Origin of the sequence: Klebsiella sp. Q2 (assembly GCF_009900705.1) — a bacterium.
Lineage (GTDB): Bacteria > Pseudomonadota > Gammaproteobacteria > Enterobacterales > Enterobacteriaceae > Klebsiella > Klebsiella quasipneumoniae.
The window spans coordinates 1-25159 of the sequence record NZ_JAAABE010000008.1 but is presented as its reverse complement, the minus strand read 5'-3'; the positions used below and the strand labels follow the sequence as shown (position 1 = coordinate 25159).

Here is a 25159-nt window from a genome sequence, read left to right as displayed (position 1 = left end):
AGGTATTACGGCGCACCGGATAACGAGCAAATTACACCTGATAAAAACGAAGAAAAAGCAGATCTTTGCTGAGAAATACGCTTCTGCGAGCCGCTTTCCACAATGCGATCGCGGCTTTATTCGGTATATCTTTTTCGCAATAACCAGGCTATAACACTGGATATTAACCCAGTAAAAGGGACTTGCCATGACGTTGGAAAAAGGGATTGCTTCGCTGGTTGAGGAGTTTATTGCTGCGGGGCGGCCATCATCGCGAGAACAGAGTATTGATGACCGGAGAAACGGCTATCTCGCCAGCGCCGTTCTCGCAGGGGAAACAGAAATGCGGGTGCAGGTTGAAGACATCGCGCTCGATGGCATGACCTTGCGCGTCGTCTCGCCGCCAAAAAGCAACGGCTTACTACCCACCATTGTGTATTATCACGGCGGCTGTTTTGTCAGCGGCGGCTTTGCCACCCACGACAATCAGCTCCGCCAGCTAGCCTGGTTCAGCGGTTGCCGGGTGATCGCCGTGCAGTACCGCCTGGCGCCGGAGCATACCTTTCCGGCGGCGCACGATGACGCAGAACAAGGTGTCATGATCATCCACCGGCACGCGGAGCAGCTTGGCGTTGACGCCTCACGCATCACACTGGCTGGCGACAGCGCCGGCGGGCACCTCGCTCTGGTAACGGCCCTGCGCCTGAAAGCGAATGCGGCGTGGCAACCCGCGCAACTGATTCTGATTTATCCCATGCTCGACCCCACCGCCAGCATGGCGAGCTACGTCAGCAACGGCGCTGACTATGTGATTACCCGGGACACGTTGTTGAGCGGCTATGAAATGTACCTCGCCTCGACGCCAGCGAACCATCCGGATGCCAGTCCGCTCTGGCGCGACGATTTTCACGGTCTGCCGCCGGTGCATATTCTGACGGCGGAGTTCGATCCTTTACGCGACGAGGGCGAAGCGCTGCATCGAAGGCTGATGGCGCAAGGGGTGGAGAGTTCCTGTCAGCGCTATCTGGGGGTGATCCACGGCTTCTTTCAGCTGGGTGGGATCAGCCGCGCCGCGCGAGATGCCATGCGGGATATCGCCTGGCGCTTAGCATCGCCAGGACGATAACCGCCCGCGGCTTACTCTTCCTCGTTGCCGCCCTCTTCGTAAGAGCCAAAGGGCTTCGCCGGCAGCACGATGTAGATCCCCTCGAAAACGGCGCCCTGTTTATCGTCGCCAAAAAGCTCCACCTGCATTTGCACGCGGGCTTTACGCCCACGCGCTAGACGGTCGAGATCGCCGCTCAGCGAACCGAGATCGGCGATGGCGCTGGGGCGGCCGCTAATAGGCTGACTGTAGCGAATATGCGCATCCGCCAGAATGATGGTGCCCCCCAGGTGCCGCTCGCGCAGCATCAGCCAGATAAGCCCCCATCCGGTTAAGGTGGCGAGCGAGAACAAACTGCCGGCAAACAGCGTGTGGTGCGGATTCTGATTTCCCGCTTCCGGCATGGTGGTAATAAATTTCTGCCCGGTGTACTGCTGAATGCGCACGCCCATTTTTTCACTCAGCGGGATATGCTGATACCACGCCTGCTGTAGCTGCGCGCACCAGTCGCCACGGTGGAGAATGTCGTCCAGCGATGCGACCGGCTTAATCATCAGGAAATGACGGATCGGCGTGGTGGTCGGGGTGGTGATCTCCCCCTGATTGATAAAGCCGAGCTTGGCGAAAAACTCCACCGCATCTTCGCGAGCGCTACAGGTGACCCGCTTAACCCCTTCCTGACGCGCGACGGACTCCAGGGTCATCGCCATCAGCGTACCCAGCCCTTTATCCTGCACCGAGGGATGAACGGCCATAAAGCGAATGGAGGCTTCATTCTCTGCATTGATATATAGCCGGCCGACAGCCACCAGGTTGCCCTCTTCATCCACCACCATCTGATGATGCGCCATCGCATCCCAGGCGTCACGTTCCGAACCCTTAGGCTGATGCAGCGGCTTACGCAGCATCTCCCAGCGGAACTGATAGTAGCTCTCTAACTCTTCTGCTGTTTGCGGTACACGAAGGTGATACATAGTCGTACTCTCTTTTGTTACCCGCAGCCTGCCCGGAAGCTGGGTCATACTTGCAACCAAAAGGTCACGGGACCATCATTGACCAAAGAAACCTGCATATCCGCAGCGAATCTTCCGGTCTGGGTGTTCATTTCCTGCTGGCGACAGCGGGCGACGAAATACTCATACAGCGCCTCAGCGCGGTCAGGAGCGGCGCCTTTCGAGAAGCTTGGCCGCATTCCCCGCTCGGTATCCGCCGCCAGCGTAAATTGCGAAACCACCAGCACGCTGCCGCCCGCCTGCTGAACGTTCAGGTTCATTTTCCCCTCCGCATCGCTGAAGATGCGGTAGCCCAGCACGCGCTCGCAGAGGCGATTCGCTTTTTGTTCATCATCGTCTTTTTCGACCCCCAGCAGCACCAGAAGCCCCGGGCCAATTTCGCCCGTCACCTCGTCCGCCACGGTAACGCTTGCACGGGATACGCGTTGAATTAATGCAATCATGGTTGTTCTGTTTCTTCTGTTTTAAGTTTGCGGTATTCACCGAGAGTGACAGTAATTTCAGCGCCAAGCAAGACGATACACCAGGTCCAGTACACCCAGACGAACAAAATCGGCACCACCGAAATCACGCCATAAATGAGCTGATAGGACGGAAAGGTGGTGATATAGAGGGCAAACGCTTTTTTACCTGCCTCAAACAGCAGCGCCGCCACCAGCGCCCCGATCACCGCGTCGCGGTTACGTACCTGGGTGGTGGGTACAATACTGTAGAGCAGCCAGAATGCCGCCCAGGAGAGGATCAGCGGGAAAAGGCGGAGCAGATTATCAATTACGCCGTCCAGGTCGCTTGCCCAGCGCAGCGACAGCAGATAGGAACTGATCGCCAGGCTGGCGCCCGCCAGCAGCGGACCAAGGGTCAGGATCATCCAGTAAACGGCAAAGGAGTAAACTTTGGGGCGACTGCGCGTGCTGCGCCAGATGGTGTTTAGCGCGCTGTCGATCGAGTACATCAGCAGCAGCGAGGTGACGATCAGGCCAAAGGCGCCTACGGCGGTCATGCGGCTGGAATTGGCGACGAACTGCTCGATATACCCCTGGATCACATCCCCGGTCGCCGGAATAAAATTGGCGAAAATAAAATGGCGGATCTGCACGCTGACTTCGGAGAACATGGGAAAGGCCGCAAACAGCGCGAACACGACGGCAATCAGCGGCACCAGGGACAGTAATGACACATAGGCGAGGTTCCCCGCCAGGGTCGTCATATGGTCTTCATCAATACGCCGCCACAGCAGCTTTAGCCACGCCAGCAGCGGCCGGGTATGGTGGAGTAATTTTTGATGAACGGTTCTTAGCATAGCTGTTTCGCGAAATAGTCAGGGATGGTCTTCTTCCCGGTCACCAGAATGCTGGTGATCCCCAACCGGTTAGCCCCTGCTATATTATCGACGTTATCATCAAAAAAGACCGTATCTGCGGCGGAAAAGCCCTCTTCTTCCAGTACTCGCTGATAAATTTGCGCTTCAGGCTTACGCATTCCCATCTCCTGTGACAGATAGATGCGATCGGCGGCAGCGCGCACTTCCGGGTATTCATCCGGCCAGAACGTGGTGTGAAGACGATTGGTATTGGAGAGCACCACCACGCGATGGCCCTGGGCACGCAGTTTTTGCATGATCGCAATCACTTCCGGACGCAGCGCGACAAACACCGCCTGCCAGCCGTGAGCAAACTGCTCATAGCTGAGGGACATATTCATTTCATGACACATGGCGGCGGCAAAGTCTTCATCGCTGAGCTCGCCGCGCTCATGCTGATGGAAAGCCTCTCCCATGGTGAAATGCTGCTTCAGCGTCGCCAGCGGGATGCGGGTTAAATCGCTCCAGGCCCCCAATACCCGGTTGAAGTCAATGTCGACAATCACATTACCTAAATCAAAGATATAGAGCATTTTCGTCTCCTTCCGCGCCGTGGAAAATTAACTTTAGCGGGAAAGATGAGGTTTGACTATGCATAAACCTGAAACAACAAGCCACTCGCGAACAAAGCCGCATAATGCGGCTTTGAATAAGCAGAATCAGGCTGGCGGTTATTCTGTCGCAGCGCGCAGCGTTTTCCTGCCACCGCGAATGCGTTTAACCAGCATGACCGAAACGAACGCGCCACAGAGCGCAAAGCACGCCATGATGCCAAAGACTATCTTGTAGCCTGTCAGACCAGGGTTGAGATCGAGAATGTAGCCATACAGGCTGTAGCAGAACATGGCCGGTGCGTAGCCAATGAAACTCCCCAGCGCCATGGCGGCGCCGGTCCGGTTCTCCGCGATGTTGGCTTCACCGATCGGGGCAAAGAAGACCGCTCGCTGGGTAAACACAATTGCGCCAAATCCCAGGGTGCAGATCATGCCGAGGTAGACTGGCATGCTTTCGTGGGGCAGCAATATTAACGCCACCAGGGCTACGGTGCTGGCACAGAAGGTATAGAAGAGATATTTGCTTGGCGACTTGAGGATTTTATCGGCTATCAGGCCGCCAATCGGCCCACCCACCATTTTCAAACAATACTGGTTAATGATGCCGTAGGCGCCCACCAGCGCCACCGGCAACAGGTAGATATTTTTCAGGAAGGGAATAAAGAAAGTGAGCCCACAGTAAACCGCATAAACAAAGAAGACGTTGAACGCGATAAGCCAGATGGTTTTATCTTTTAAGACCGAAGAGATGCTACTTTTCTCTGTGGCGCTGTCGACGGTAGCTTTCTCAGGCGCATCCTCATCCTTTTCTTTCAGCATAAAAAACAGCATGATCCCGACAACAATCACGATCAGAGCGTAGAACCAGATCCCGGCTTTAAACCCCAGCAAACCGCTGCCAAACCAGGTGAAAATAGCCAGGGCAGAGAAAGCAATAATCGTGTCGACAATCCCCCGCCCGGTCTCAAAGAAACCAAACAAACGCCCCTGCTGTTCGCTGTTGCCCAACCGGCTTACCGACTTTAATAGCACCGGCCAGTTCATCATGTCGCAGGTAACGCCAAAGAGAGCCCAAACAAAGAGAATTCCCCAGTAGCCTGGCATAGTCGTCAGATAGATCCCCAACAAGCCTGTCGCAATCAGCGATAGCGACATGGTGTAGCGGCGAGGCAGTTTATCGGCAAAGTAAATTGACAGGAAAAAACCAATCGTGGTCACCACGGAGTTCACCGACATGGCATTGCCTATCTGGCCATTAGTCAGATGGAAATAGTCCTGCATCGGAATATAAAAAGCATCTTTCAGAGAAGGCAGTTTATAAATGGTGCCACCGCACAGGGTTAATAAACTGAATATAGCCCATTTCTTTTTTGTGAGCATAAGTTCCCCTAATGATTGAACATCATTTGGTTTAAGGATAATAACAGACCATCATCATTTATTAAAAATGATGTCCCGGCATAACGAATTAATAGTAAATTTAGTGTGCCAGCGCCGTAAGCGCTTCGTCTTTTATTCTCTGCAACGTCTCTTTGACATAATGGAGCTGCGCTATCGCATCCTCTTTTTCTTTTAGCAGTCGCGCTTCAAGCTGATCGGCGTCTGGCAGTGGGGTTTCGCTCATTTGTCGCCAGGGGATCCACGGGTTGTCCCCCTCCGAGGCAAAACGGAACGGGGGGGCATAGTAATCCACTTCTTCTTCCAGACCGTATGCCATGACCTGCGGATGATCATCACCAAGACAAATTAATTCCGTCAGCAGCGCCTTAAACGGCATATCGCCCTGGCCTGAATTACAGGCCCGATGCCCAAGCCCACCGTTCTCAGTAATAATACAAGCGTCTTTGATATGAACCTGCGTAATGTAAGGTGACATCAACGCTAACGCCTCAAGCGGTCGCTCATTAGCGTTGATCATATTGGCGAAGTCAAAAAGGAGCGATAGCGATGGCATCTCGCTTTGTTTAATTAAATTCACCAGTTCAGCGCTTTTGAGATCTTCATGTTGCTCAAGGGTGAAGGTCAGGCCGGTATGGCTATAAGCCTTTTTAATGTATTGAATATCTGCTGAAATTTTTTCCATTACGTCATGTAAATGGCCTTCATAACGCGGATAAAAACGAACGGAAGTCGCTCCTGTTTTTAAAGCGATAGTCGCGGCCTGATCGATGGTCTGTTTATCGGAGGCGCTGGTTTCGATGTGAATATCCAGCTGCAACGCTTTCGCTTTGTCAGCAAACCCGGCTAACTGGGCATCATTCATATTGCTCAGCGAATAACGCTCACCATCAAGAACGTGTATTTTCACCCCCTTTAAATGCAGACTATCTGCAATGGTCAGTAAATCATTAGGTAAAATACGTTCAAGCCGCATATTCAAATGATAGGCATAAGCATGAAGGTAGAGTGGTATATTATCAATACGGGAAAGGATCTTCCCGGCGTTATCTTTAGTGACCATAAAATACCTACAAGTTAATAAACAGATCCACAGCCTCAAATCGCCAGTATTCGAGATCTATTTGCACAATATTGCCGGCACTATCGGCACGGTGTTTTTCTATCAGAATAGCCGGCAGACCTGCAGAGCCACCGATGAATTTGCTCACATCGCCCGACATTCTGACGGGTCTAAAAGCCAGTTTTTTTATCACCACAGGCTTATGATATTCACGCTCCCAGACGGAGGAAAAAGACTGGTTCTTCAACCGGTCAATAAAATCTGGCGCGACGTTAGGGTTGATAAAAGTCTCGTGGTAGAAAACTTTATGCCCTTCCAACGCTCCCCAGCCGGTGACCAGATATAAATCATCAGACGGAGTGACATCCAGCAGGGGTTTAGCGGCGTCGGGATAGTCTCGGGTTCGCTGTTTTTCAATAAAGCCCCACGAGGGTTCTCTTCCCTGCTCAATGGCGGCCCGCTGAAAGCTCGCGGGGAGCTCAGGACTGTAGTTAAAACGCGGCTGCGCGACAAACCATCCTTTCCGGTCTTTACGAAAGATCCTCGATTCCGCTTCCAGGCTGAGCAGCGCCTGACGCAGCGTCATGCGTTTGATCCCCAGCAGTTCGCCAAGCTCTCTCTCTGAAGGCAGTTTTCCACCCGCAGCCGTCAGCCCTTGCTTAAGCCACAGATCCAGTTTCTCTTTTGCATTTTCGACAGTAGAAAGATTTTCAGTCATTGTTTAATCCATTTGGTTTAAACCAGATAACTCATCTTACTCTTCTGCAAAAAAAGAAAGCAATTCCTCGGACAAACTTTAGGTATAAATGTGACCAGGGTCTCCTGGAGGCCCCGGGTTAGCGCAGCGATTGTCAGATCTCACCCATAAAAAAACCCCGCCGGAGAGAGGCGGGGTTTAGCGAACAGCAAGAAGGATCAATTACTCTTCTTTTGCACCGCGCATTGCGCGTTTACGGTCGTTCTCGGTCAGGTGACGTTTACGAATACGGATAGAGGTCGGAGTGACTTCTACCAGTTCGTCGTCATCGATGAACTCCAGAGCCTGCTCCAGGGTCATCTTAACCGGCGGAACCAGAACCGTGGCTTCGTCAGTACCGGACGCACGCATGTTGGTCAGTTTTTTACCGGTCAGGCAGTTTACCGTCAGGTCGTTAGAACGGCTGTGAATACCGATGATCTGGCCTTCGTAAACTTCCGCACCGTGACCGAGGAACAACTTACCGCGATCCTGCAGACCGAACAGCGCGAACGCTACCGCTTTACCCTGACCGTTGGAGATCAGCACGCCGTTGTTACGCTGGCCCACTTCGCCCGGACGAACGTCGTCGTAGTGGCTGAAGGTGGAGTACAGCAGACCGGTACCGGAGGTCATGGTCATGAACTCTGAACGGAAGCCGATCAGACCGCGGCTTGGGATCACGTAGTCGAGACGTACGCGGCCTTTTCCGTCCGGATTCATGTTTTTCAGGTCGCCTTTACGCTCGCCCAGCGCCTGCATAACAGAACCCTGGTGCTGCTCTTCGACGTCCAGCGTCACGTTCTCGAACGGCTCTTGTTTACGGCCATCGATTTCACGGAAGATAACTTTCGGACGGGAAACCGCCATCTCGAAACCTTCGCGACGCATGTTTTCAATCAGAACGGACAGATGCAGTTCACCACGGCCGGAAACGCGGAACGCATCAGCGTCTTCGGTTTCTTCAACGCGCAGCGCCACGTTGTGCACCAGCTCTTTGTTCAGGCGGTCCAGAATCTGGCGAGAGGTAACGAACTTACCTTCTTTACCGCAGAACGGAGAGGTGTTGACGTTGAAGAACATGGAAACGGTCGGCTCATCAACGGACAGGGCCGGCAGCGCTTCGACATTCTGCGGGTCGCAGATGGTGTCGGAGATGTTCAGCTCGCCCAGACCGGTGATCGCGATGATGTCGCCAGCTTCAGCTACGTCGCTCTCGATACGCTCAAGCCCCAGGTGAGTCAGCACTTTACCGACTTTACCGTTACGGGTTTTGCCTTCGCTATCGATGATAGTGACCTGCTGGTTCGGCTTCACTTTACCGCGTTTGATGCGGCCGATGCCGATGACGCCAACGTAGTTGTTGTAGTCCAGCTGGGAGATCTGCATCTGCAGCGGACCGTCAAGGTCAACGTCCGGCGCCGGCACGCGATCGACAATCGCCTGGTACAGCGGGGTCATGTCGTCAGCCATGTCTTCGTGGTCCAGACCCGCGATACCGTTCAGCGCGGACGCGTAAACGATCGGGAAGTCCAGCTGTTCGTCGGTCGCGTCGAGGTTAACGAACAGGTCGAACACCTGATCGACAACCCAGTCCGGACGCGCGCCCGGGCGGTCAACTTTGTTGATGACCACGATCGGCTTCAGACCGTGGGCAAAAGCTTTTTTGGTCACGAAGCGCGTTTGCGGCATCGGGCCATCAAAGGCATCTACCACCAGCAGCACAGAGTCAACCATGGACATAACACGCTCAACTTCACCTCCGAAGTCGGCGTGCCCAGGGGTATCAACGATGTTGATACGGTAATCATTCCATTTGATTGCGGTGTTTTTCGCGAGGATGGTAATCCCACGCTCTTTCTCCAAATCGTTGGAGTCCATCACACGTTCTTGTGCTTCAGTACGTGCGTCGAACGTACCGGATTGCTGTAGCAGCTTGTCAACCAGGGTAGTTTTACCATGGTCAACGTGCGCGATGATGGCGATATTACGCAGATTTTCGATCACAACTTTGCCTCAGGCATTAGAAATAGCGCGTTATTGTACACGTATTAAGCGAAGGACTGAACAGGATCACAAACATCCTCCGCAAACAAGTATTGCAGAGTTTCTTTGTGACCGCTTTCACGGAGCGATAAAAGGGCACCGTAACAAAAATTGCACCAAAATGGTGCTCAATGTTCACACTGAGGCACTATTTTGGTGCATTATCTCCATCATGGTGCAGTCCTTTTGCACTATGGTGCGCATGATACAGCGTTTTATGGGGCATTTAAAAGTTGGCACAGATTTCGCTTTATATTTTTTAAGGCAACAACGCCACTTTTAAGCAGTATGAAGTTTTCGTTACCACGACGACAATGACCAATCCGGGAGAGTTTAAGTATGTCCGCTGAACACGTTTTGACGATGCTGAACGAGCACGAAGTGAAGTTTGTCGATCTGCGCTTCACCGATACCAAAGGTAAAGAACAGCACGTCACGATTCCGTCTCATCAGGTAAATGCCGAATTCTTCGAAGAAGGCAAAATGTTTGATGGCTCCTCGATTGGTGGCTGGAAAGGTATCAACGAATCTGACATGGTCCTGATGCCGGACGCTTCCACCGCGGTCATTGACCCGTTCTACGAAGAACCGACCCTGATCATCCGCTGCGATATCCTCGAGCCTGGCACCCTGCAGGGCTATGACCGTGACCCGCGCTCCATCGCGAAACGCGCTGAAGAGTACCTGCGCGCTACCGGCATCGCTGACACCGTCCTGTTCGGGCCAGAACCAGAATTCTTCCTGTTCGACGACATCCGTTTCGGCGCCTCTATCTCCGGCTCCCATGTCGCGATCGATGATATCGAAGGTGCGTGGAACTCCTCCACCAAATACGAAGGCGGTAACAAAGGTCACCGTCCGGGCGTGAAAGGGGGTTACTTCCCGGTTCCGCCAGTAGACTCTTCTCAGGATATCCGCTCCACCATGTGTATGATCATGGAAGAGATGGGCCTGGTTGTTGAAGCTCACCACCACGAAGTGGCTACCGCAGGTCAGAACGAAGTGGCAACCCGCTTCAACACCATGACCAAAAAAGCGGACGAAATTCAGATTTACAAATACGTTGTTCACAACGTCGCTCACCGCTTTGGTAAAACCGCGACCTTTATGCCGAAACCAATGTTCGGCGACAACGGCTCCGGCATGCACTGCCATATGTCTCTGGCGAAAAACGGGACTAACCTGTTCTCCGGCGACAAATACGCAGGTCTGTCTGAGCAGGCGCTGTTCTACATCGGCGGCGTAATCAAACACGCTAAAGCCATCAACGCCCTGGCGAACCCGACCACCAACTCCTACAAGCGTCTGGTTCCGGGTTACGAAGCGCCGGTTATGCTGGCTTACTCTGCCCGTAACCGCTCTGCCTCCATCCGTATTCCGGTGGTGACCTCTCCGAAAGCGCGTCGTATCGAAGTGCGCTTCCCGGACCCGGCTGCTAACCCGTACCTGTGCTTTGCGGCGCTGCTGATGGCTGGCCTCGATGGTATCAAGAACAAAATCCATCCGGGCGAAGCAATGGACAAAAACCTGTACGACCTGCCGCCGGAAGAAGCGAAAGAGATCCCGCAGGTTGCCGGTTCTCTGGAAGAAGCCCTGCAGGCCCTGGATGCTGACCGCGAGTTCCTGACGGCTGGCGGCGTATTCACCAATGACGCTATCGATGCTTACATCGCCCTGCGTCTGGAAGAGAACGACCGCGTACGCATGACTCCGCATCCGGTTGAGTTCGAACTGTACTACAGCGTCTAATTTTGCTGTAAATCCAGGGTATGTCGTGTTGTGGCGCGGGATGCCCGGGATATTTTGTTGCCGTGGAAACTTTCAGCCCATCTCAGGATGGGCTTTTTTCTCCACCAACACGCTGATCTCGCGAGCTTTTTACCGATAAAAAGCTATACTGCACTAAATTGGTGCACTCTTTTTCAGGAGACTGTCGAATGGCAACAGGCACACTGCCCGATGCTGGGCAGATCCTCAACTCTCTTATCAACAGTATCTTACTGGTCGATGATGACCTGGCGGTGCACTTTGCCAACCCTGCGGCGCAGCAGTTGCTGGCGCAGAGTTCGCGCAAGCTGTTTGGCACCCCGTTACCTGAGCTGTTGAGCTATTTCTCATTAAATATTGGGCTGATGCAGGAGAGTCTGCAGGCGGGCCAGGGTTTTACCGATAACGAAGTGACGCTGGTTATCGATGGCCGCTCGCATATCCTGTCGCTGACCGCCCAGCGGCTGCCGGAAGGCTTTATTCTGCTGGAAATGGCGCCGATGGATAACCAGCGCCGCCTGAGCCAGGAGCAACTGCAGCACGCGCAGCAGGTCGCCGCCCGCGATCTGGTCCGCGGCCTGGCGCACGAGATAAAAAACCCGTTAGGCGGCCTGCGCGGCGCGGCACAGCTGCTCAGCAAAGCCCTGCCCGACCCGGCGCTAACGGAATATACCAAAGTGATCATCGAGCAGGCCGACCGGCTGAGAAATCTGGTCGATCGCCTGCTCGGCCCACAGCATCCGGGCATGCACGTTACCGAAAGCATCCACAAGGTCGCCGAACGGGTAGTGAAACTGGTCTCGATGGAGTTGCCGGACAACGTGAAGTTGATCCGTGATTACGACCCCAGCCTGCCGGAGCTCCCCCACGACCCGGATCAAATTGAACAGGTGTTGCTGAACATCGTCCGTAATGCGCTGCAGGCGCTGGGGCCGGAAGGGGGCGAAATTGTTCTCCGCACCCGGACCGCTTTCCAGCTGACGCTGCACGGGGTGCGTTATCGCCTCGCCGCCCGTATTGACGTCGAAGATAATGGCCCGGGTATTCCGCCCCAGCTCCAGGATACGTTGTTTTATCCGATGGTCAGCGGCCGCGAAGGCGGTACTGGCCTGGGCTTATCTATCGCCCGCAGCCTTATCGATCAGCACTCCGGCAAAATTGAATTCACCAGCTGGCCGGGTCATACCGAATTTTCGGTATACCTGCCTATTCGGAAGTAGAGGTGTTTATGCAACGAGGGATAGCCTGGATCGTTGATGACGATAGCTCCATCCGCTGGGTGCTTGAACGCGCGCTCACCGGAGCCGGCTTGAGCTGCACAACGTTCGAAAGCGGCAATGAGGTGCTAGATGCCCTCACCACCAAAACCCCGGATGTACTGCTGTCAGATATCCGTATGCCGGGAATGGATGGTCTGGCGCTGCTCAAACAGATTAAGCAGCGTCATCCGATGCTTCCGGTCATCATAATGACCGCGCATTCCGATCTGGACGCCGCGGTCAGCGCTTATCAGCAGGGCGCGTTTGATTATCTGCCCAAACCTTTTGATATCGATGAAGCTGTCGCCCTCGTCGACCGGGCGATTAGCCACTATCAGGAGCAGCAGCAGCCGCGAAATGCGCCGATAAGCAGCCCCACCGCCGATATCATTGGCGAGGCGCCGGCCATGCAGGATGTCTTTCGCATTATTGGCCGTCTGTCGCGCTCATCCATCAGCGTGCTGATCAATGGCGAATCCGGTACCGGTAAAGAGCTTGTCGCTCATGCCCTGCATCGCCATAGCCCGCGCTCAAAAGCGCCGTTTATCGCGCTGAATATGGCGGCGATCCCCAAGGACCTGATTGAGTCCGAGCTGTTCGGCCATGAAAAAGGGGCCTTTACCGGCGCCAATACCGTCCGTCAGGGTCGCTTTGAACAGGCTGACGGCGGCACGCTGTTCCTGGATGAAATTGGCGATATGCCGCTGGATGTCCAGACTCGTCTGCTGCGCGTTCTGGCGGATGGCCAGTTTTATCGCGTGGGCGGCTACGCGCCGGTGAAGGTCGATGTGCGGATCATCGCCGCCACCCATCAGAATCTGGAGCAGCGGGTGCAGGAGGGGAAATTCCGTGAAGATTTATTCCACCGCCTGAACGTGATCCGGGTGCATTTGCCGCCGCTGCGCGAGCGTCGGGAAGATATTCCACGTCTGGCCCGCCATTTTCTGCAGATTGCCGCCCGCGAGCTAGGTGTTGAAGCCAAACAGCTGCATCCGGAAACGGAGACAGCGCTGACCCGCCTGGCGTGGCCGGGCAACGTTCGCCAGCTGGAAAACACCTGTCGCTGGCTCACCGTCATGGCCGCCGGCCAGGAGGTGCTGACGCAGGATCTGCCGAGCGAACTGTTTGAGACCACCATTCCTGATAGCCCGACGCAGATGCAGCCAGACAGCTGGGCGACGCTGTTGGGTCAGTGGGCCGATCGGGCGCTGCGTTCCGGTCATCAAAACTTGCTTTCAGAAGCGCAACCCGAAATGGAACGCACGCTGCTGACGACCGCCCTGCGTCATACTCAGGGACATAAACAGGAGGCTGCGCGCCTGCTGGGATGGGGTCGTAATACCCTGACGCGTAAGCTAAAAGAGTTGGGTATGGAGTAGGGTTAAACGGCGTGATGAAAAATAGCCGATCAGCGCAAAGTGCTGCTATTTTGTACTTTACTGTTCCGATGAGTTGAGTATGATCGTGCCCGGCATTAGGGGAGAGCATCATGTTTGAATCACTGGTGAGTATGATATCGAGCGGCGCCGCTGCGAGTCACACACCACAAACGGCAGTCGCTGCCGTTCTGTGCGCTGCGCTGGTCGGGCTGTTCAGCTAATTGTTCCCCCTCTCCTGCGAGAGAGGGGGAAAACATTAAATCACCCTTGAGAACTGCTGCATCCGAGCCTTTTGCCGCAGATAGGCATCAAAGCACATACAGATGTTGCGGATCAGCAGGCGGCCTTTCGCCGTTACCTGGATAGCCTTACTCTCCACCACCACCAGCCCGTCATGCGCCAGCGGCGCCAGCAGTTTCAGGTCCTCAGCAAAATAAGACTGAAAATCCACGGCCCACTGCGCTTCGACTGCATCAATATCCAGACGGAAGTTACAGATCAACGCCTTAATTACGTCGCGACGCAGACAGTCGTCCCGGGTTAACGCGATCCCGCGCCACAGGGCGTTCCCTTGCTCTGCCACCTGCTGGTAGTACTGCTTTAGCTCTTTTTGGTTCTGGGCGTAGCTGTCGCCAATCATGCTGATCGCGGACACGCCCATCCCCAGCAAATCGGTATCGCCCTGAGTGGTGTAGCCCTGGAAATTGCGATGCAGTACGCCGTGACGTTGCGCGACCGCTAATTCATCATCAGGACGCGCGAAGTGGTCCATGCCGATGAACTGATAGCCTGCCGCCGTCAGCGAGCCGATGGTCTCCTGGAGGATCTCCAGCTTCTGTTCAGCGGAGGGCAGATCGGCATCTTTAATTTTGCGCTGTGCGGCAAAGAGCGTGGGCAGATGCGCGTAGTTAAACACGCTCAGGCGGTCAGGATTGAGCTCGGCGACCTTTTGCAGGGTAAAGGCAAAGCTCTCCGGCGTTTGTTTCGGCAGGCCGTAGATGAGGTCGATATTGGTCGAGGTAAATCCAATCTCCCGCGCATGACGGAGCAAATCAAAGATGAACGCTTCGTCCTGTTCGCGGTTAACAAGACGCTGAACCTCTTTATTAAAGTCCTGCACGCCCATACTCAGGCGGTTGAATCCCTCAGCGCGTAAATGATCGAGGACATCCAGCTCGATTTCACGCGGATCGACCTCGATGGAGATCTCGGCTTCGGCGCTGAAATGAAAATGGGTACGCAACAGATCCATCAGGCGACTGATTTGCGCCTTGTTGAGATAGGTCGGCGTGCCGCCTCCCCAATGCAGTTGCTTAACCTGACGGTTGGCAAACAGCGGCGCACGGTGGATGATCTCCTGTTCAAGGAGATCGAGATACTGATCGGCCTTATGCTGCTGGCGGGTGACGATCTTATTGCAGCCGCAGAAATAACACAGCTTATGGCAAAACGGGATATGCACGTACAGCGACAGGGGACGCTGTGGGTAACGGGCCACAGCGGCATCGAATTCCGCCGCGCCGAATTGTGGTGAAAACTCGAGCGCGGTGGGATACGAGGTATAGCGCGGCCCGGAATAGTTATATTTCTGGATCAGGGCCAGATCCCAGTCGATTATCTGCTCAGACATGCTCACTCCTTCCGATGGTGCCGCCGACGGGTACGCCGTCCCGGCCCCACCGCACCGCGGGTCATGAGCCGGTTGCGCAACCATTTCTGACGCCGCGACAACCGTCGTAGTTTAACGAATAACCACAGCAGATAACATATAACCAGAAGGGTTATAAGCAGTACCGGGAATCCGATGGGATGCAAATGTTAGTTTCCACCCTTCAGCAGACGCATCATATCTTCCTGACGCTCTTCCTCTTCTTCATCTTCGTCATCGTAAGAGAGGCCGAGCTGCTGCATCAGCTCATCAATGCGATCCAGTTTGGCATCCACCCAGCTCTGCTCTTCAGCATTCAGGGTACCGCCCTCTTCCAGACGTTCCAGCAGCGCGTCCAGGCGCTCATCATTCTCCAGCAACTCCAGCTCAGCCTGCGGTGAAAGCATAGGTTTCTCGCTCTTTGGTTTATGCTGCTTGGGAGCTGGAGCGCTGCTTTCGCTCACGCCCAGCGGGATGGGTTTTTTGCTGCCCACGCGTGGATCTTGCGCCTGGCGCTGTTTTTTACCTGCTGAAGCCGCATCGCCGCCGTTCGCGCGACTACCTGCCGCGTGGCCACGATGTTTCTTCTGCCGTTTGCGATCGCGAGCTTCCTGATTTAACTCTTCACGCGACTTGCGGCCGGATTTGCCACGGGTGGCGGATGTCGGTTTTTTCATGGTGTGTAATCTTCAGACAGTATTATTCAGTATAGAATTGAGGCGGAATCTAGCAGAAAGCAAGCAAAGAAAAAAGGCGACAGATTACTCTGTCGCCTTTTTCCTCACTGACCACCCTTAACGGGCTCTTCTTTCCCTGTTCGCTAACGACTTACCCTGTCTTTCCCTTAGCGTCCAACGGTCCCTGTTTCTTCCTTTTCCCTTTGAAACGTTTCCAAAACGCGCGTCATCCTGACAATCCTGTGGTCTTCGCCTCCTGGCGCTTCCTGACCCCTCGTCCTGAGTCCTCATCCTTTTCAGCATCCCCGCCGTTGTGTATTACTTTACCCTGTTGACAAAAATCGACAACCAGTCTGGCCGTTAAAATTCCACTTTTCAGATTTCTCTATTCTTGTAATCTATTTATTTTCAGTAGGTTATAATTTATTAGTCTTATTTTTCTCAGGCATGTCCTATACGAAGAATAGCCAATGTCTCACAAAGTGCATGGTTTTTACTTACAGAACCGGCGTGCGGTAAAAACAGCCTTTTTCTGCTGTTCAGGTATAATCCCTGCCATAGCCTGTTTTAACGGAGACGACCGTCTTGACCAACTGGAATTATCAACTGACGCACTTTGTCACTAGCGCGCCAGATATCCGCCATCTTCCTGCCGATACCGGTATTGAAGTGGCATTCGCCGGCCGCTCCAATGCGGGAAAATCCAGCGCGCTGAATACGCTGACCAACCAGAAAAGCCTGGCGCGGACCTCCAAAACTCCCGGACGTACACAGCTGATTAACCTGTTCGAAGTCGCCGAAGGCAAACGCCTGGTCGACCTTCCCGGCTACGGTTATGCGCAAGTCCCGGAAGAGATGAAGATCAAGTGGCAGCGCGCGCTGGGAGAATACCTGGAAAAACGCCTGTGCCTGAAGGGCCTGGTGGTCCTGATGGACATTCGCCACCCGCTTAAAGATCTCGATCAGCAGATGATCCAATGGGCGGTAGAAAGCGATATTCAGGTGCTGGTGCTGCTGACCAAAGCCGATAAGCTCGCCAGCGGCGCGCGTAAAGCGCAAGTGAATATGGTGCGTGAAGCGGTGCTGGCCTTCAATGGCGATGTTCAGGTTGAACCCTTCTCCTCGCTGAAAAAATCTGGCGTGGATAAGCTGCGACAGAAGCTGGATAGCTGGTTTAACGAAATCCCGCCGCAGGAAGCAGAGAGCGCCGTAGACGAGTAATCGTCACCAACAGCCGGATAAGAGCGTGCCGCGCCTTGTCCGGGTTCCTCTCCAGCGTCAAGCACAAGCGCGTCCTTCTTTTTGCCACTTTTCTTTCGCGCAATAAAAAACGCCCCGGTCATAAATGACCGGGGCGGCTAAAATATTCAGCCAAATCCGATTACGTGAAGTAAAAGGTCTGAAAGATAGAACATCTTACCTCTGTACCCTACGCGAATAACTTTACTCTTCTTTCGCTCACGGATAAAGCATTTTTTGTAGTTTTTTTTCACTATTTACATAGCAAATTCAAATGATCCTCACAAAACTCTATAAGTTATGTTGCTTACTTACAGAAAATCGCGTTGTGCTTTGTATACTTAGTGCGCTTGATCCCAGTTTTCTCCGCTGCCCACTTCCACCAGCAACGGTACCGCCAGCGTAGTGCTGTTCTCCATCAGTTCGTGGATCTTTTTCGATACGGCATCGAGCTCATCCTTATGCACTTCAAAGACCAGTTCATCGTGAACCTGCATGATCATTCGCACGCGAGGTTTCTCGCTCCGCAGCCATTCATCAACGGCAATCATCGCCCGCTTGATGATATCCGCAGCCGTCCCCTGCATTGGGGCGTTAATCGCCGCACGTTCCGCACCGGCACGACGAGCGCCATTGCTGGACTTGATATCCGGCAAATAGAGTCGACGGCCATCCAGCGTTTCAACATACCCTTGCTCCTTCGCCTGTGCGCGGGTGCGCTCCATATACTCCAGGACGCCCGGATAACGCTCGAAATAAAGATCCATGTACTTCTGCGCTTCTTTACGCGGGATGTTCAGCTGGCGGGCCAGGCCAAAGGCGCTCATGCCATAGATCAGACCGAAGTTGATAGCTTTCGCACTGCGCCGCTGTTCGCTGCTGACGCTGTCCAGCGGTAAGCCAAACACTTCAGCCGCCGTCGCCCGGTGAATATCCTTCCCTTCCGCGAAGGCGGTCAGCAGGCCTTTATCCCGCGACAGGTGCGCCATAATGCGCAGCTCGATTTGCGAGTAGTCCGCCGAGACAATAACGTAATCTTCTGGCGCGATAAACGCCTGGCGAATACGGCGCCCTTCTTCGTTACGCACCGGAATGTTTTGCAGGTTTGGATCGGTAGACGACAAACGGCCGGTGGCGGTAACCGCCTGATGATAGGAGGTATGTACGCGGCCCGTTTTGGGATTAATCATCAGCGGCAGCTTATCGGTATAGGTCGACTTCAGCTTCGCCAACCCACGGTACTCCAGAATCACTTTCGGCAACGGATAATCGAGCGCCAGCTCTTCCAGTACCTCTTCAGAGGTGGACGGCGCACCGCCCGGCGTCTTCTTCAGCGGCTTGATACCCTGTTTTTCAAACAGGATCGTTTGCAGCTGTTTGGTGGAGGAGAGATTAAACGCTTCCCCGGCGATCTCATGCGCCCGCTGCTCCAGCTCAACCAGGCGCTGGGCTATTTCCTGCGAGTGCGCATGCAGCACGGCGGGGTCGATTTTAACGCCGTTGCGCTCAACGCGTGACAGCACCGGCACCAGCGGCATTTCAATGTGCTGGAAGATATGCAGCGGACCTTCATGCTGCTGCAGCTTCGGCCACATTTTCAAATGCAACTGAAGCGTGACGTCGGCGTCTTCCGCCGCGTAGCGACCCGCCTCTTCCAGCGCAATCTGGTTAAAGGTGAGCTGACTCTTACCCTTACCAGCGATCTCTTCGAAGGTAATCGTTTTATGCTTCAGCCAGCGGTCGGAAAGACTGTCCATATCATGGCGGCCCGCCACGCTGTCGAGAATGTAAGATTCCAGCATGGTATCGAACGCAATCCCGCGCAGCTCAATGTCGTAATTAGCCAAAATGCCGCGATCGTATTTGAGATTTTGCCCAACCTTGAGCAGCTTCTCATCCTCCAGCAGCGGTTTAAGCAGCGCCAGCACGCGCTCGCGCGGGATCTGATCCGGCGCATCAAGGTAATCATGCGCTACCGGGACATAGGCGGCCACGCCCGGCTCAACAGCGAATGAAAGGCCGACCATGTTGGCGGAGATGTTATCCAGGCTGTCGGTTTCCGTATCAAAGGCAAAGAGCGGCGCTTGCTTCAGCTTATCGATCCAGGTGAGCAGCGTAGCCTCATCAAGGATGGTGACATAGTGCTCTGCTGAAAGTGCAGTAGCGGCCTCAACCTCTGCTTCCGCTTCTGCCGCTGCTGCAGGCACTGCAGGTTTCGCAGCCGGTTTGCCCCCCTTAGCCTGCAGCCATTTTCCGGCTTCAACGTCGGTGGTCCAGCGCTTAAACTCATACTGTCTGAACAGCGCCAGCAGATCGTCTGCCGCCGGCGGCTGCACCTCCAGCTCTTCGCAAGTGAGCTCCAGCTCGACGTCGGTTTTGATGGTCGCCAGCTGATAAGAGAGATAAGCCACCTCCTTGTTCTGCTCCAGCTTCGCCGCCATCGTTTTCGCGCCGCGGAAGCTCAGTTCAGCGATCTTCTCCGGTTCCGCATACAGCGTATCGAGGCCGCCGAGGCCTTGCAGCAGCGCCTGGGCGGTCTTTTCGCCCACGCCCGGCACGCCAGGAATGTTATCTGAGGAGTCGCCCATCAGCGCCAGGAAATCAATAATCAGCTCTGGCGGGACGCCGTACTTGGTAACCACCTCATCCGGCCCGAGGATAGTGTTGGTCATGGTATTGATCAGGGTGATCCCCGGCGTCACCAGCTGGGCCATGTCTTTATCGCCGGTACTGATCAGCACCGGACGTCCAGCCCTTTCCGCTTCCCGCGCCAGGGTGCCAATCACATCGTCAGCTTCGACGCCCGGGACCGCCATCAGCGGCAGCCCCATCGCTTTCACCATCTTATGCAACGGCTCAATCTGCGCGCGCAGATCGTCCGGCATCGGCGGGCGGTGAGATTTGTAATGTTCGAACAATTCATCACGGAAGGTTTTCCCTTTCGCATCAAAGACCACGACGGCATGAGTCGGTTGATACTGCAGAATCAAACTGCGCAGCATATTCAGTACGCCGTACATAGCCCCGGTGGGCTCCCCTGCGCTGTTAGTCAGCGGCGGAAACGCATGATACGCCCGATAAAGATAGGAGGAGCCGTCAACGAGGATGAGAGGGTTTTCTGGGATCTGAACCATAATTTCCGTGCCTGTTTATCAGATTATGGATAAAGGATGCCACAGACGGGCATGAAATCCTGAATTTTTCCCGCATTTCGCGGAAAAGATTCAACGATCCTCGCGATCGCGCGACAACTTAGCTTGTGGATAACTTTGTGCATAGTTTTACAACGTCAGCTTATCCGCCCCTGAAAATAAATGAATAAATAGCATTAGTTATTATTTATCAATAACTTAAAATAAGATCAACGATCCTGGCATGAATTTGATGACCTAATCTTCCATGTGGATAGAAGATCCTTGTTTTTTTCTGTTCTGGTAAGACCCGTCATTTGCCGCGTTTTCTGGTAAAATCAGCCTCTTGCGCAGCTTAAAGGCGCTCTTTGTCAGCCTAACTTTCTGAATAAACTAACTATGTCGAGATTACTCGCTGCGATAACACTTCCGCTGAGTATCGCCTTAACCATCTTAGTCACCGTTATCTGCTCTGTACCGATCATCGTCGCCGGGCTGATTAAACTGCTGGTCCCCATTCCAGCGGTATGGCGCTCTATATCCGTTTTTTGCAATTTTATGATGTACTGCTGGTGCGAGGGGCTGGCGCTGCTGTTGCATCTCAATCCCTGGCTAAAATGGGACGTCCAGGGTCTGGAAGGCCTGAACAAAAAGAACTGGTATCTGCTGATCAGCAACCACCACAGCTGGGCAGATATCGTGGTGCTATGCGTGCTGTTCCGCAAGCATATTCCGATGAATAAGTACTTCCTTAAACAACAGCTGGCGTGGGTACCGTTCATAGGCCTCGCCTGCTGGGCGCTGGATATGCCTTTTATGCGCCGCTATTCGCGCAGCTATCTTATTCGTCACCCGGAACGCCGCGGTAAAGATGTCGAAACCACCCGCCGTTCATGTGAGAAATTCCGCTCGCACCCAACGACAATCGTCAATTTCGTGGAAGGCTCGCGTTTTACCGACGTAAAAAAGCGCGAGACGCGCTCCCCTTACGACAATCTTTTACCACCGAAAGCGGCGGGTATTGCCATGGCGCTCAATGTTCTCGGCTCGCAGTTCGATAAACTGCTGAACGTTACGCTGTGCTACCCGGAAAATCATGCAAGGCCGTTTTACGACATGCTAAGTGGCCGACTGACGCGCATTGTGGTTCGTATCAATCTGGTACCGATTGGCGAAGAGCTACACGGCGATTACGTCAACGATAAGAACTTTAAGCGTGGTTTCCAGCGCTGGCTGAATGGGCTATGGGAAGAGAAAGACCGTCAGTTAACTGACATCATGCGGGACAAAGCAAGGAAGTCACGGCAAAGTAGATAAAAAAACGCCGGTCAGTGACCGGCGTTTTTTTTATTTCTTCTCAACCAGCTGCTTCACGGTATCCGCATACTGAGCGACGAAGACATCCATATTGCTGGTGTCCATCCCCTGCGGGTTCAGCTGGTACTTACCATTGACGTACATAGCCGGTACCCCCTGCAGCTGCAGATCGGCTGCCGCTTTCTCCTGCTGAGCGACCAGAGATTTCACCACGAAGCTGTTCCATGCGGCATCGTAGTCTTCCCCTTTCACGCCAGCGTCGACGAACACTTTACGAATGTCAGCCAGGCTCTGTACGGTCTGGTTTTTCTGCACCGCTTCGAACATCGGCGCCGTAATTTTATCTTCAACGCCCAGCGCGATAGCCACAGCCCATGCCTGCGTCAGCTCCTTGCCCAGCGGCCCCAGGAACTCGACATGGTATTTGGTCATTTTGGTGCCTTCTGGCAGTTTCTGGCGCACGCTGTCAGAGACATGCAGCACTTCTTCAAACTGATAGCAGTGCGGGCAGTAGAATGAGAAGAATTCGAGCACCTGCGGCTCGCCAGCAACCGGCTTATCAAGGGTGATGTACTGCTTGCCGTCGGTGATCTGGGCAGCGGATGCACTAAAAGCCAGAATCATACCAGCCAGCGCCAGCCAAACTTTTTTCATGATTTACTCTCTCCTGGATATATCACATTAATACATTGGCGTTAACTGAAGCGGGGGTTCCTGTAGAACCTTCACCTGCTCGAGAAAAGTAGACGTCTGCCCTCGCCAGTAATCCTCCCCGGTTAACCAGGGAAAATTAACCGGAAATGCCGGATCGTCCCAGCGTCTGAGCAACCACGCCAGATAATAAACCAGTCGCATGGCGCGTAAAGGTTCAATAAGCGCGATTTCATCGCTGTTAAAGGGGCTGAATTCCTCATAGGCCTCGACGATGGTCTCCAACTGCATACGCTGTTCAGCCTTATCGCCGTTGAGCAGCATCCACAGATCCTGAATCGCCGGGCCGGTTCGCGCATCGTCTAAATCAACAAACAGCGGCCCATCGCGCCAGAGAATATTGCCTGCATGGCAGTCACCATGCAGGCGCAAAGTAGTCCCGCCACCGTGCCATTGCGTCATGACGGCAGCGATGAGTTTATCGGTCGCCTTCAGGAAATCGGCCTTCAGGCCTGAGGGGATAAGCGTCGACTGTTCAAATACCTGGCGTGGTTCCAGCAGATATTCCTGCACGCCAATCTCCGGACGCGCAGAAAAGCGCTGTTTGCGCCCGGTCTGGTGCAGGCGCCCCAGATAACGGCCAACCCACTCCATCTGATCAAGGTTATCCGCCTCGAACTGTCGGCCGCCAAGGCTTGGGAAAACGGCAAAATAAAACCCCTGGTGCTGATGAAGCGTACTGTCGTTAAATAACAGCGGCGCCGCAACGGGCACTTCATCTTCTACAAGCTGAAGCGCAAACTTGTGTTCTTCAAGGATTTGTGCTGCCGACCAGCGCTCAGGACGATAGAACTTCACCACATAACGATGACGCTCTTCGTCCTGGAACTGATAAACGCGGTTCTCATAGCTGTTCAGCGGGGTAAGACCGGAATCCACCCGCATACCCAGATCGAATAACCCATCGATAATGGTATCCGGGCGAAGCGTCTGAAAAGTAAAAGCCTTATCGTGCATCCTGACATCCGATAATCGTACGAATAGTTCAGGATATCATCTCATTGCGCTTTACGCGGCAGCGCTTACAACCTTTTACTCTTTTATTACGCCGCGGGCGCGCAGCAGCGCGGTTTTAAAGTCTTCTTCATAATCCTTCTGAATACCCGGGATGACAGCATCTTTTGAAGAATCACGCATCTTCAGGTGATAGATCAGAATATCGTCGGAAAGATCGCTCAGTTCGCCATCATAGCCAGCCTCTTTCGCCAGTTTCTGCAAAAATTGCATCAGGTTCAGTTCTGGCTCTTTCTGCCAGGCGGGCTGGAGGAGTTCAATTACTTCATTCAGACGTTTACATTTCATGGTCATGCTCCTTACTCTTGATAGGGACAAGTTAACAGGGTCAATCCCACAATGAAAGAGGCGATATTCATATGCAAAGCGAGGCGATAACCGGCGTCGTGCTGGCGGGCGGCAGGGCCACGCGAATGGGCGGCATTGATAAAGGATTACAGTTGCTCAATGGACGTCCTCTCTGGCGACACGTCGCGGAGGCATTAGCTCCACAGGTCGATGAGTTAGTGATTAGCGCCAACCGTCACCTTACGCAGTGGCAAGCCAGTGGATATCCGGTGATTCGCGATACGCAGACGGGGTACCCGGGTCCTTTAGCCGGTATGCTTGCCGTGATGCAGCAGGTCGCGAGTCCATGGTTTGTTTTTTGCCCCTGCGACACGCCCTTCATTCCGCCATTTTTAGTTGAGCGCTTTATCCAGCAAAAAGGCGCTGCACCGGTGGTTTGGGCCCATGACGGCGAACGGGATCATCCCGCCGTTGCATTAGTTCATCGTCAAATCATTCCGGAACTGGAGGCTTATCTGGCACATGGAGAGCGCAGGGTGATGGTTTTTATGCGACAAATGGGTGGGCGCCCGGTGAATTTCAGCGATGTGAAAACTGCTTTCATTAATGTAAATACGCTCGAAGATTTGCAGCAGATGCAGGAGCCATCATGATCCCATTACTGGCGATCGCCGCATGGAGCGGTACCGGAAAAACAACATTATTAAAGCGTCTTATCCCTGAGCTTTGCGCTCTAGGATTACGCCCGGGACTGATAAAGCACACCCATCATGATATGGACGTGGATAAGCCGGGCAAAGATAGCTATGAACTGCGTAAGGCGGGCGCTGCGCAAACTATTGTCGCCAGCGAACAGCGGTGGGCATTGATGACCGAGACGCCAGAGAAGCCGGAATTAGATCTCACGTGGCTGGTCAGTCGAATGGATGCCAGCAAACTGGACCTGGTTTTAGTGGAGGGGTTCAAACATGAACCCGTGCCGAAGATCCTGCTTTTTCGGCAAAACAGCGGCCATCGTGTAGAAGAGCTGGTAATTGATGAGCATACCATCGCCGTGGCCAGCGATGTATCGATCGCGACCTCACTTCCGTTGCTGGATTTAAATGATGTACCACAGATCGCGACATTTATTGTGAGTTGGTTAGAGAGGCAATAGTCATTTATCGACGGTGATATAGGAGGGATTTTCCCGGAGGCGGTGCTGCGCACCTTGTCCGGCCACAGGGACGTAGCCCCGTGTCGGATCCGTAGCCCCGGTAAGCGCAGCGCCACCGGGGAGACATACCGGCACGCTGGCCGGACGACAGAAACGCAAAAAGCCCATCCGGCAGGATGGGCTCTTCACTTGTTTGATGCCTGGCAGTTCCCTACTCTCACATGGGGAGACCCCACACTACCATCGGCGCTACGGCGTTTCACTTCTGAGTTCGGCATGGGGTCAGGTGGGACCACCGCGCTAGTGCCGCCAGGCAAAT

Annotated in this window: 23 protein-coding genes and 1 rRNA gene; 9 read left to right on the top strand and 15 right to left on the bottom strand. The window is 54.0% G+C overall.

Going from position 1 to position 25159, the window contains the following annotated elements; all coding sequences use genetic code 11:
* Nucleotides 1-187 precede the first annotated feature (187 nt).
* Nucleotides 188-1105, top strand: coding sequence for an alpha/beta hydrolase (locus GT756_RS23885; protein WP_135730636.1), 918 nt, complete (start codon nt 188-190; stop codon nt 1103-1105).
* 11 nt (nt 1106-1116) lie between these two features.
* On the opposite strand, the gene fabY is transcribed toward GT756_RS23885, so the two are convergent.
* From fabY to typA, 8 genes are all read right to left on the bottom strand, one after another.
* Nucleotides 1117-2058, bottom strand: coding sequence for a fatty acid biosynthesis protein FabY (gene fabY, locus GT756_RS23880; RefSeq protein WP_025999202.1), 942 nt, complete (start codon nt 2056-2058; stop codon nt 1117-1119).
* Nucleotides 2059-2102: 44 nt separating this feature from the next.
* Nucleotides 2103-2540 carry a D-aminoacyl-tRNA deacylase gene (dtd, locus tag GT756_RS23875; protein WP_004203627.1) on the bottom strand — a complete coding sequence of 146 codons (438 nt, stop codon included), beginning with the start codon at nt 2538-2540 and terminating at the stop codon, nt 2103-2105.
* Nucleotides 2537-3397 carry a virulence factor BrkB family protein gene (locus GT756_RS23870; protein ID WP_004203625.1) on the bottom strand — a complete coding sequence of 287 codons (861 nt, stop codon included), beginning with the start codon at nt 3395-3397 and terminating at the stop codon, nt 2537-2539. The genes dtd and GT756_RS23870 overlap by 4 nt, the downstream gene beginning before the upstream one ends.
* Complete coding sequence (gene yihX, locus GT756_RS23865) at nt 3391-3990, bottom strand: glucose-1-phosphatase (RefSeq protein WP_017899838.1); 600 nt, start codon at nt 3988-3990, stop codon at nt 3391-3393. The genes GT756_RS23870 and yihX overlap by 7 nt, the downstream gene beginning before the upstream one ends.
* Before the next feature lie 138 nt (nt 3991-4128).
* Nucleotides 4129-5391 carry an MFS transporter gene (locus tag GT756_RS23860; RefSeq protein ID WP_048293950.1) on the bottom strand — a complete coding sequence of 421 codons (1263 nt, stop codon included), beginning with the start codon at nt 5389-5391 and terminating at the stop codon, nt 4129-4131.
* Between the two features lie 100 nt (nt 5392-5491).
* On the bottom strand, nt 5492-6472 hold the full coding sequence (locus GT756_RS23855; RefSeq protein WP_017899840.1) for a sugar phosphate isomerase/epimerase: 981 nt from the start codon (nt 6470-6472) through the stop codon (nt 5492-5494).
* Nucleotides 6473-6479: 7 nt separating this feature from the next.
* Entirely contained in the window at nt 6480-7190 is a 711-nt protein-coding gene (locus GT756_RS23850; protein WP_017899841.1) for a GntR family transcriptional regulator, read from the bottom strand.
* Nucleotides 7191-7391: 201 nt separating this feature from the next.
* On the bottom strand, nt 7392-9215 hold the full coding sequence (typA, locus tag GT756_RS23845; protein WP_002882755.1) for a ribosome-dependent GTPase TypA: 1824 nt from the start codon (nt 9213-9215) through the stop codon (nt 7392-7394).
* Nucleotides 9216-9593: 378 nt separating this feature from the next.
* Here typA and glnA point away from each other — a divergent pair, with 378 nt between their 5' ends.
* The 4 genes from glnA (at nt 9594) to GT756_RS23825 (ending at nt 13880) form a co-directional block, all read left to right on the top strand.
* Nucleotides 9594-11003: a glutamate--ammonia ligase gene (gene glnA / locus GT756_RS23840; RefSeq protein WP_004203622.1), complete on the top strand. Its 1410-nt coding sequence runs from the start codon at nt 9594-9596 to the stop codon at nt 11001-11003.
* Nucleotides 11004-11191: 188 nt separating this feature from the next.
* Nucleotides 11192-12241 (top strand): nitrogen regulation protein NR(II), encoded by a 1050-nt coding sequence (gene glnL, locus GT756_RS23835; RefSeq protein WP_004203621.1) that lies wholly within the window; start codon nt 11192-11194, stop codon nt 12239-12241.
* 8 nt (nt 12242-12249) lie between these two features.
* Entirely contained in the window at nt 12250-13659 is a 1410-nt protein-coding gene (glnG, locus tag GT756_RS23830) for a nitrogen regulation protein NR(I) (RefSeq protein WP_002882749.1), read from the top strand.
* A 110-nt stretch (nt 13660-13769) separates the two neighbouring features.
* Complete coding sequence (locus GT756_RS23825) at nt 13770-13880, top strand: YshB family small membrane protein (protein ID WP_004152951.1); 111 nt, start codon at nt 13770-13772, stop codon at nt 13878-13880.
* 35 nt (nt 13881-13915) lie between these two features.
* Here the strand turns inward: GT756_RS23825 and hemN are convergent, their stop codons facing one another.
* On the bottom strand, nt 13916-15289 hold the full coding sequence (gene hemN / locus GT756_RS23820; protein ID WP_004203620.1) for an oxygen-independent coproporphyrinogen III oxidase: 1374 nt from the start codon (nt 15287-15289) through the stop codon (nt 13916-13918).
* 188 nt (nt 15290-15477) lie between these two features.
* A complete protein-coding gene (gene yihI / locus GT756_RS23815) occupies nt 15478-15984 on the bottom strand; it encodes a Der GTPase-activating protein YihI (RefSeq protein WP_002882743.1) in 507 nt (168 codons plus the stop codon).
* A 585-nt stretch (nt 15985-16569) separates the two neighbouring features.
* On the opposite strand from yihI, the gene yihA reads away from it, so the two are divergent.
* Nucleotides 16570-17205, top strand: a complete 636-nt coding sequence (yihA, locus tag GT756_RS23810) for a ribosome biogenesis GTP-binding protein YihA/YsxC (protein ID WP_004203619.1) — start codon at nt 16570-16572, stop codon at nt 17203-17205.
* 359 nt (nt 17206-17564) lie between these two features.
* Here the strand turns inward: yihA and polA are convergent, their stop codons facing one another.
* Complete coding sequence (polA, locus tag GT756_RS23805; RefSeq protein ID WP_160125106.1) at nt 17565-20357, bottom strand: DNA polymerase I; 2793 nt, start codon at nt 20355-20357, stop codon at nt 17565-17567.
* 396 nt (nt 20358-20753) lie between these two features.
* Between polA and GT756_RS23800 the strand changes: the two genes are divergently transcribed.
* The gene (locus tag GT756_RS23800; protein ID WP_032425949.1) at nt 20754-21671 is read left to right on the top strand and encodes an acyltransferase; all 918 of its coding nucleotides are present in this window, start codon (nt 20754-20756) and stop codon (nt 21669-21671) included.
* A gap of 30 nt (nt 21672-21701) precedes the next feature.
* Here GT756_RS23800 and dsbA read toward each other — a convergent pair whose 3' ends face one another.
* The 3 genes from dsbA to GT756_RS23785 all read right to left on the bottom strand — a co-directional run bounded on the left by dsbA (nt 21702) and on the right by GT756_RS23785 (nt 23684).
* On the bottom strand, nt 21702-22325 hold the full coding sequence (gene dsbA / locus GT756_RS23795) for a thiol:disulfide interchange protein DsbA (protein ID WP_004203613.1): 624 nt from the start codon (nt 22323-22325) through the stop codon (nt 21702-21704).
* 27 nt (nt 22326-22352) lie between these two features.
* Complete coding sequence (locus tag GT756_RS23790) at nt 22353-23339, bottom strand: serine/threonine protein kinase (RefSeq protein ID WP_065878550.1); 987 nt, start codon at nt 23337-23339, stop codon at nt 22353-22355.
* A gap of 75 nt (nt 23340-23414) precedes the next feature.
* Entirely contained in the window at nt 23415-23684 is a 270-nt protein-coding gene (locus tag GT756_RS23785; protein WP_002882612.1) for a YihD family protein, read from the bottom strand.
* A 71-nt stretch (nt 23685-23755) separates the two neighbouring features.
* Between GT756_RS23785 and mobA the strand changes: the two genes are divergently transcribed.
* Nucleotides 23756-24337 (top strand): molybdenum cofactor guanylyltransferase MobA, encoded by a 582-nt coding sequence (gene mobA / locus GT756_RS23780; protein WP_043521872.1) that lies wholly within the window; start codon nt 23756-23758, stop codon nt 24335-24337.
* Nucleotides 24334-24840, top strand: coding sequence for a molybdopterin-guanine dinucleotide biosynthesis protein MobB (gene mobB / locus GT756_RS23775; RefSeq protein ID WP_002882596.1), 507 nt, complete (start codon nt 24334-24336; stop codon nt 24838-24840). Before mobA ends, mobB begins: the two co-directional genes overlap by 4 nt.
* Nucleotides 24841-25038: 198 nt before the next feature.
* On the opposite strand, the gene rrf is transcribed toward mobB, so the two are convergent.
* Nucleotides 25039-25154, bottom strand: a 5S ribosomal RNA gene (gene rrf / locus GT756_RS23770).
* Nucleotides 25155-25159: the final 5 nt, after the last annotated feature.

Excerpts from the sequence above, each read along its gene's own strand:
- GT756_RS23885 (WP_135730636.1), top strand. The coding sequence starts at position 188 with ATGACGTTGGAAAAAGGGATTGCTTCGCTGGTTGAGGAGTTTATTGCT.
- fabY (WP_025999202.1), bottom strand. The coding sequence starts at position 2,058 with ATGTATCACCTTCGTGTACCGCAAACAGCAGAAGAGTTAGAGAGCTAC.
- dtd (WP_004203627.1), bottom strand. The coding sequence starts at position 2,540 with ATGATTGCATTAATTCAACGCGTATCCCGTGCAAGCGTTACCGTGGCG.
- GT756_RS23870 (WP_004203625.1), bottom strand. The coding sequence starts at position 3,397 with ATGCTAAGAACCGTTCATCAAAAATTACTCCACCATACCCGGCCGCTG.
- yihX (WP_017899838.1), bottom strand. The coding sequence starts at position 3,990 with ATGCTCTATATCTTTGATTTAGGTAATGTGATTGTCGACATTGACTTC.
- GT756_RS23860 (WP_048293950.1), bottom strand. The coding sequence starts at position 5,391 with ATGCTCACAAAAAAGAAATGGGCTATATTCAGTTTATTAACCCTGTGC.
- GT756_RS23855 (WP_017899840.1), bottom strand. The coding sequence starts at position 6,472 with ATGGTCACTAAAGATAACGCCGGGAAGATCCTTTCCCGTATTGATAAT.
- GT756_RS23850 (WP_017899841.1), bottom strand. The coding sequence starts at position 7,190 with ATGACTGAAAATCTTTCTACTGTCGAAAATGCAAAAGAGAAACTGGAT.
- glnA (WP_004203622.1), top strand. The coding sequence starts at position 9,594 with ATGTCCGCTGAACACGTTTTGACGATGCTGAACGAGCACGAAGTGAAG.
- glnL (WP_004203621.1), top strand. The coding sequence starts at position 11,192 with ATGGCAACAGGCACACTGCCCGATGCTGGGCAGATCCTCAACTCTCTT.
- glnG (WP_002882749.1), top strand. The coding sequence starts at position 12,250 with ATGCAACGAGGGATAGCCTGGATCGTTGATGACGATAGCTCCATCCGC.
- GT756_RS23825 (WP_004152951.1), top strand. The coding sequence starts at position 13,770 with ATGTTTGAATCACTGGTGAGTATGATATCGAGCGGCGCCGCTGCGAGT.
- hemN (WP_004203620.1), bottom strand. The coding sequence starts at position 15,289 with ATGTCTGAGCAGATAATCGACTGGGATCTGGCCCTGATCCAGAAATAT.
- yihI (WP_002882743.1), bottom strand. The coding sequence starts at position 15,984 with ATGAAAAAACCGACATCCGCCACCCGTGGCAAATCCGGCCGCAAGTCG.
- polA (WP_160125106.1), bottom strand. The coding sequence starts at position 20,357 with ATGGTTCAGATCCCAGAAAACCCTCTCATCCTCGTTGACGGCTCCTCC.
- GT756_RS23800 (WP_032425949.1), top strand. The coding sequence starts at position 20,754 with ATGTCGAGATTACTCGCTGCGATAACACTTCCGCTGAGTATCGCCTTA.
- dsbA (WP_004203613.1), bottom strand. The coding sequence starts at position 22,325 with ATGAAAAAAGTTTGGCTGGCGCTGGCTGGTATGATTCTGGCTTTTAGT.
- GT756_RS23790 (WP_065878550.1), bottom strand. The coding sequence starts at position 23,339 with ATGCACGATAAGGCTTTTACTTTTCAGACGCTTCGCCCGGATACCATT.
- GT756_RS23785 (WP_002882612.1), bottom strand. The coding sequence starts at position 23,684 with ATGAAATGTAAACGTCTGAATGAAGTAATTGAACTCCTCCAGCCCGCC.
- mobA (WP_043521872.1), top strand. The coding sequence starts at position 23,756 with ATGCAAAGCGAGGCGATAACCGGCGTCGTGCTGGCGGGCGGCAGGGCC.
- mobB (WP_002882596.1), top strand. The coding sequence starts at position 24,334 with ATGATCCCATTACTGGCGATCGCCGCATGGAGCGGTACCGGAAAAACA.